The organism is Ectopseudomonas guguanensis, from assembly GCF_900104265.1.
GTDB lineage: Bacteria > Pseudomonadota > Gammaproteobacteria > Pseudomonadales > Pseudomonadaceae > Aquipseudomonas > Aquipseudomonas guguanensis.
The window spans coordinates 505,369-511,368 of the sequence record NZ_FNJJ01000001.1 but is presented as its reverse complement, the minus strand read 5'-3'; the positions used below and the strand labels follow the sequence as shown (position 1 = coordinate 511,368).

General features: G+C 64.0%; 7 protein-coding genes. All 7 read right to left on the bottom strand.

The genetic code is table 11. The features are described from left to right. Window positions 1-607: helix-turn-helix domain-containing protein (locus BLS61_RS23315; RefSeq protein ID WP_244157898.1), on the bottom strand; the 607-nt coding region annotated here is incomplete at its 3' end. A 138-nt stretch (window positions 608-745) separates the two neighbouring features. Beyond that, window positions 746-1,399 (bottom strand): HAD family hydrolase, encoded by a 654-nt coding sequence (locus BLS61_RS02450; protein WP_090426845.1) that lies wholly within the window; start codon window positions 1,397-1,399, stop codon window positions 746-748. Next, entirely contained in the window at window positions 1,399-2,385 is a 987-nt protein-coding gene (locus BLS61_RS02445; RefSeq protein ID WP_090426843.1) for an ABC transporter ATP-binding protein, read from the bottom strand. Before BLS61_RS02445 ends, BLS61_RS02450 begins: the two co-directional genes overlap by 1 nt. Further along, window positions 2,382-3,176, bottom strand: coding sequence for an ABC transporter permease (locus tag BLS61_RS02440; RefSeq protein ID WP_090426842.1), 795 nt, complete (start codon window positions 3,174-3,176; stop codon window positions 2,382-2,384). Before BLS61_RS02440 ends, BLS61_RS02445 begins: the two co-directional genes overlap by 4 nt. Next, on the bottom strand, window positions 3,163-4,005 hold the full coding sequence (locus BLS61_RS02435) for an ABC transporter permease (protein ID WP_090426840.1): 843 nt from the start codon (window positions 4,003-4,005) through the stop codon (window positions 3,163-3,165). The genes BLS61_RS02440 and BLS61_RS02435 overlap by 14 nt, the downstream gene beginning before the upstream one ends. After that, window positions 4,002-4,808: an alkaline phosphatase family protein gene (locus BLS61_RS02430; protein ID WP_090426837.1), complete on the bottom strand. Its 807-nt coding sequence runs from the start codon at window positions 4,806-4,808 to the stop codon at window positions 4,002-4,004. The genes BLS61_RS02435 and BLS61_RS02430 overlap by 4 nt, the downstream gene beginning before the upstream one ends. Window positions 4,809-4,908: 100 nt before the next feature. After that, the gene (locus tag BLS61_RS02425; protein WP_090426835.1) at window positions 4,909-5,967 is read right to left on the bottom strand and encodes an ABC transporter substrate-binding protein; all 1,059 of its coding nucleotides are present in this window, start codon (window positions 5,965-5,967) and stop codon (window positions 4,909-4,911) included. Between the last annotated feature and the right edge of the window lie 33 nt (window positions 5,968-6,000).

Here is a 6,000-nt window from a genome sequence, read left to right as displayed (position 1 = left end):
CGTTGTCGGCGGTTATGCGCCGCGGCAAACCGTACTGGCGAAAGACCTCGATCAGATGCGGTTTCACCAGCTCCAGCCGCTCTCCCTCGCAGGCTTGCAGGCAGAGCGAAAAGCGTGAGTGATCGTCCAGCAGGGTCAAGGGATGGCAGCGAGACGAACGGCGATCATTGAGGGCGATGTGGCCCTTGAAGTCGATCTGCCAGAGATCGTTCGGGTTCGGGTGCTCGAAACGGTGATTAGCCGGCGGTTGCGTCTGTTCGTTGTGATAGCGAACACGACAATCGTGGCGCCTGAGGATCGCATCGATGGTGCTGTGATGAGGCGGATCGATGTCCGCGCTGCGCAATAAGCTTCGCAGCTTGCGAGCGCCCCAGTAGGGATAGCGGTGATGCAATTGCACCACCGCTTGCTCCAGCCTCGGATCGCTGCGCCCTGGGCTGCTCAGGGGACGCCGGGACCGGTCCTGCAAACCGGCATCGCCATGCTCACGGTACCGATCCAGCCATTTGTAGCCAGTTCTAGGACTGATGCCATATCGCCGACAGAGCTCCCGCACATTACTTTCGGGCTGCCCCGCCAACAGAACAAACTCTCGCCTTATCGACATAGTGCTGCGCTCCGGCCACGGCATCTCTCGATCTCCCGATTCGATGAACACCGGTAGCCTAAATGCGTTACCTATGTCTCCCGACACCCGTTACCTATGTCTCCCGGCTGAACACACGGCGCACCCTACGAGGCCGGATCAGCGCCAGCTGAGAATCGGCCAGCCGGCCTGTTCGGCGTGGGCGCGCAGGGTCGGGTCGGGGTTGACCGCGAAGGGCCTGTCCACCCGTTGCAGCAGCGGCAGGTCGTTGCGCGAGTCGGAATAGAAGCTGGCGCCGGCCAGGCTTTCGTTCTGCTCGGCGAGCCAGGCGTGCAGGCGGGTGACCTTGCCTTCGCGGTAGGTCAGCACGCCCTGGGTACGCCCGCTGTAAAAACCGTGCTGCAGCTCCAGGTCGATGGCCAGTACCTCGTCTATACCGAAGCGCTCGGCAATCGCGCTGACCAGAAAGTGCGCCGAGGCGGAGATCACCAGCAGGCGGTCGCCGGCTTCGCGATGCTTGGCCAGGGTGCGGCTGGCGTCGCTGTAGAAGATCGGCTCGATCACGTCCTCGACGAAGGGCTCGACCACATGGGCGACCTCCTCGGGCGTGCGGCCGACCAGCGGCGACAGGGTGAAGGCCATGTAGTCTTCCATGGCCAGGGTGCCGGCGGCGTACTGGCGCATCAGCTCCTGCTCGTGGGCGATGAAGGATTCACCATCGGCCCAGCCGAGCTTGACCATTTCCTGGGTCCAGAGGCTGGCGCAATCACCGTTGATCAGGGTTTCGTCGAGGTCGAAGATCGCCAGGGCCATCACGCCACCTCCCGGATCGCATCGGCGCCAATGGCCAGGCTGACACTCTGGCCGTCCTGGTGCAGGTCGGCGGCAGAGCGATTGAGCACGTCCACCAGCAGTTCCACGCCACGCGCTTCGACGCGGTAACGGATCACGTTGCCGAGCAGGCTGTGGCTGCGAATCTGCGCCTCGATGCCGCCGTCGGCGAAGTGGATGGCTTCCGGGCGAATCGCCACGCGACTGCCGACCGGCTGGCCGAGCAGGCGGCTGGCGGCTTCGGCGTCGAGCAGGTTGTAGTTGCCGATAAAACCGGCGGCGAAGGCATCGGCCGGTGCGGTGTAGAGGGTTTCGGCGTCGCCGCTCTGGACGATCTGCCCGCCATTCATCAGCACGATGCGGTCGGACAGCACCAGTGCCTCTTCCTGATCGTGGGTGACGAAGATGGTGGTCAGGCCCAGCTCGCGCTGGATGGCGCGGATCTGCTCGCGCAGGTGCTTGCGGATGCGCGCATCCAGCGCCGACAACGGCTCATCGAGCAGCAGCAGGCGCGGGCGAGTGACCAGCGAGCGGGCCAGGGCCACCCGCTGGCACTGGCCGCCGGAGAGCTGCTGCGGATAGCGCCCGGCATAGTCGCTGAGCTCCACCAGCTCCAAGGCTTCGGCGACGCGTTTGCTGGCCTCGGCGGCTGGGACCTTTTGCATGCGCAGGCCGAAGGCGACGTTCTGCTGCACGGTCATGTTGGGGAACAGCGCATAGCTCTGGAACACCATGCCGATGCCGCGTTTTTGCGGCGGCATCGGTACCAGGTCCTCGCCGCCCAGCAGTATCTGCCCGCCATCGACTGCCGTCAGGCCGGCGATGCAGCGCAGCAGAGTCGACTTGCCACAGCCCGATGGGCCGAGCAGGGTGATGAACTGGCCTTGGCCGATCTCGATATTGATGTCGGTGAAGATCCGCGTCGGGCCGTAGCTTTTGTGCAGGTTCTGGATGTGCAGGAAACTCATGACTTGTCCTTGTTCAGGCGGTTGGCTGCCCAGGTCATCAGCAGCACGAACATGAAATAGGAGATCACCAGGGCGCTGGTGAAATGGCCGCTGCCGTTGCGCATGTTGTACAGGTACACCTGTAGCGTCTCGTAGCGGCTGCCCACCAGCAGGTTGGCGAAGACGAATTCGCCGAACAGGAAGCTGAAGGACAGGAATACCGAGACCATCAAACCCTTGCGCAGATTGGGCAGCACCACCATGAAGGCAGCGCGCCAGGTGCTGGCGCCGAGCAGGTGGGCGGCGTCCATCAGGTCGCGCAGATTGATCGCTTGTAAATTGTTCGTTATTGCCCGGTACATGAAGGGCAGGGCGATGGTGAAGTAGCAGCCGATCAGGATCCACGGCGTGCCGAGGATCGGCAGTGGCCCTGCCGCGAACAGCTGCATCAGGCCCACCGAGGACACCACTGGCGGAACGGCGAATGGCAGCAGGATCAGCACGTTCATCAGGGCATCGAGTTTCGGGAAGTGGTAGTTGACCACGAACAGCAGCGGCAGGATCAGCAGCAGCGACAACGCCAGGGCAGCGATGCACACCAGCAGCGAGCGGCCGAAGGCGGCGAGAAAGCGCGCATCGCTCCACAGCGCCACGTACCACTTGAAGGTGAAGCCGCTGGGCAGGATGGTCGCCGACCAGCTGGTGGACAGCGAGTAGACCAGGGTGCCGAGCAGCGGCAACAGCAGGATCAGAAACAGCAGATAAACCACCAGTTGGTGGAACAGCGGCGAGCGTTTTTCAGCGGGCGACATGGTAGCTCCGGCGCAGCAGCCATTGGTGGACGATGGTGATCAGGGTCATCAGGCCGACCAGCACCATGGCCAGCGCGCTGGCCATGTTCGGGTCGAGGAAGATGTCGCCGGAAACCATCGACGCGATACGGATCGGCAGGATGTTGAAGTTGCCGGTGGTCAGCGCGTACACCGTCGCGTAGGCACCCAGGGCGTTGGCCAGAAGAATGACGAAGGTACCGAGCAGCGCCGGGGTCAGCACCGGCAGGCCGATATGCCGCCAGAACTGCCAGGTATTGGCGCCAAGCAGTTCGGCCGACTCGCGCCAGTCCTCGCGCAGGGCGTCGAAGGCCGGGTAGAGCAGCAGCACGCCGAGGGGAATCTGGAAGTAGGTGTAGAGCACGATCAGGCCGGTCTTGGAGTAGAGGTTGAAGTCCTCGATCACCCCCATCTGCTTGAGCAGGATGGTCAGCGCGCCGTTGAAGCCAAGCAGGATGATGAAGGCGAAGGCCAGCGGCACCCCGGAGAAGTTGCTGGTCATGTTGGAAAACGCCATGACGAAATCGCGCAGGCGGCTGCTGACCTGGCGCAGCGAATAACTGCCGATGATGGCGACGACGATGCCGAACAGGCTCGACCAGAAGGCGACCTCCAGACTGTGGCGCATGGCCTGGCGGTAGAACGCCGAGGAGAAGGCCTGCTGGAAGTTGCCCAGGCCCCAGCCCTCGGCAGTGTTCAGGCTGTTGCTCGCCACCCAGGCCAGCGGTGCGATCTGGAAGGCGAAGAAGAACAGGGCGAAGGGCACCAGGCACAGCAGTGCCCAACCCTTGCTGGAGATGGACGACTTCATGCAAGCAGCTCCCTGCACCAGGGTTTGTCGTGGGCCACGCCGAGCAGCTGGCAGATGGTGCCGCACAGCTCGGTCTGCTGCGGTCGGGCCGCCGGGTCGAGGCTGAAGGCGCTGCCGAGGACGATCAGCGGCACCTCGCGTTCTTCCGGCAGCAGGCCGTTGTGGCTGCGGTCGGCGTTCATGCCGTGGTCGGCGGTCACCAGAATCTGGTAGCCGGCGTCGAGCCAGGTCTGGATGTACTCGGCCAGCAGCACGTCGGCCATGCGCGCGGCGTTGCGGTACTGCGAGCTGTCCAGGCCGTGCTTGTGGCCGGCGTCGTCGATGTTCATCGGGTGCACCAGCAGCAGGTTCGGCGCGTGAAGCTGGCGCAGGCTGTCGGCATCGGCCAGCAGGTGCGAATCCGGGTAATGGTCGGCGTAATAGAAGTGGCCGTACTGGATCGGCAGCGACTCATCGCTGGTGTGGCGGTCGCGGGCGGCCTGGAAGGGCGCGCGGTTGTAAAGCTCGCTGACCCAGTGATAGGCCGCGGCGGCGGTGCTCAGGCCGGCGTCACGGGCGTAGTGAAAGATGCTGCGCTGATTCGACAGGCGTACCACATCGTTGTGCACGATGCCGCTGTCGATGGGCGCCACGCCGGTGAGGATGCATTCGTAGAGCGGGCGGGACAGTGCCGGCAGTGCGCAGTTGAGCTTGTACAGCGCAGCGCGCCCGGCCTGGCAGTAAGCCAACAGGTGGCCCAGCGCATGCTGGGCCACCTGATAGCTCAGGCCATCCAGTACCACCAGGATGACGTTGTGCTTCATGGGTTTCTCTCGTTCGGTCGTAGCCCGGATGCAATCCGGGGGCGTACTTGGCGATTGCCCCGGATTTCATCCGGGCTACGGATCAATGGTCGCGGCCGCATCAATTCATATTGATGATCACGTGCTCCTGCCACAGACGCGGCAGTGCCTTGGAGGTGGCTTCCCAGGCGGCGGCATCCTTGATCGGCTGGACCTTGGCGTACTGCTCCTGCGGCAGCAGCTTGGCCTGAACTTCAGCTGGCAGCTCGATGTGCTCGGCGCGGATCGGGCGCGCGTGGCCCTTGGCCAGGTTGATCTGCCCGGCATCGCTCAGGATGTATTCGCGGGTCAGCTTGGCGGCGTTGGGGTTCTTCGCCCACTTGTTGATGATGGTGCTGTAGCCGGAGATCACCGAACCGTCGGACGGGATCAGCACCTCGAAGCGCTCGGGGTCGATCTGGTCGCGGTAGGACAGGCCGTTGAAGTCCCAGACCACGCCGACTTCCACTTCACCCTTCTCCAGGGTCTGGATGGTCGGGTTGGCCAGCGACAGGCGGCGCTGCTTGGCCAGGTCGGCGTACAGGTCCAGCGCCGGCTGGATGTTGCTCTCGTTGCCGCCCAGGGCGATGGCCGCGGCCAGCACGCCGTTGGTGGCCTGCGCAGCGGTGCTGACGTCACCGGCGGCGACCTTGTAGGTGCCGGTTTTCAGGTCGGCCCAGGAACGCGGAATATCCTTGACCAGTTGCTTGTTGACGATGAAGGCGATGGAGCCGGTGTAGGCCAGCATCCAGTGGCCGTCCTTGTCCTTGGCCCAGTCCGGAATCTGCTCCCAGGTGCTCGGCTTGTACGGCTGGGTCACGCCCTGCTGCACGGCGATGGGGCCGAAGGCGGCGCCGACGTCACCGATATCGGCGGTGGCGTTTTCCTTCTCGGCGGCGAACTTGGCGATTTCCTGCGCCGAGCTCATGTCGGTGTCCTGGTGCTTGAGGCCGTAAAGCTTGGCCAGATCGGCCCAGGTGTCTTTCCAGTTGGCCCAGCTGTCGGGCATACCCACGCTATTCACCGCGCCTTCGGCGCGTGCGGCCTTTTCCAGGGCCTGCAAGTCGGTGCCTTCGGCCATGGCGGAGGTCGCCAGGGCGATGGCCGAGCCCATCAGTGAAGCCAGCAGCAGTTGTTTCATTGGAAACTCCTTTGCAGTGAGAGTGTTGGTCTA

Excerpts from the sequence above, each read along its gene's own strand:
- BLS61_RS02440 (WP_090426842.1), bottom strand. The coding sequence starts at position 3,176 with ATGTCGCCCGCTGAAAAACGCTCGCCGCTGTTCCACCAACTGGTGGTT.
- BLS61_RS02445 (WP_090426843.1), bottom strand. The coding sequence starts at position 2,385 with ATGAGTTTCCTGCACATCCAGAACCTGCACAAAAGCTACGGCCCGACG.
- BLS61_RS02430 (WP_090426837.1), bottom strand. The coding sequence starts at position 4,808 with ATGAAGCACAACGTCATCCTGGTGGTACTGGATGGCCTGAGCTATCAG.
- BLS61_RS02435 (WP_090426840.1), bottom strand. The coding sequence starts at position 4,005 with ATGAAGTCGTCCATCTCCAGCAAGGGTTGGGCACTGCTGTGCCTGGTG.
- BLS61_RS02450 (WP_090426845.1), bottom strand. The coding sequence starts at position 1,399 with ATGGCCCTGGCGATCTTCGACCTCGACGAAACCCTGATCAACGGTGAT.
- BLS61_RS02425 (WP_090426835.1), bottom strand. The coding sequence starts at position 5,967 with ATGAAACAACTGCTGCTGGCTTCACTGATGGGCTCGGCCATCGCCCTG.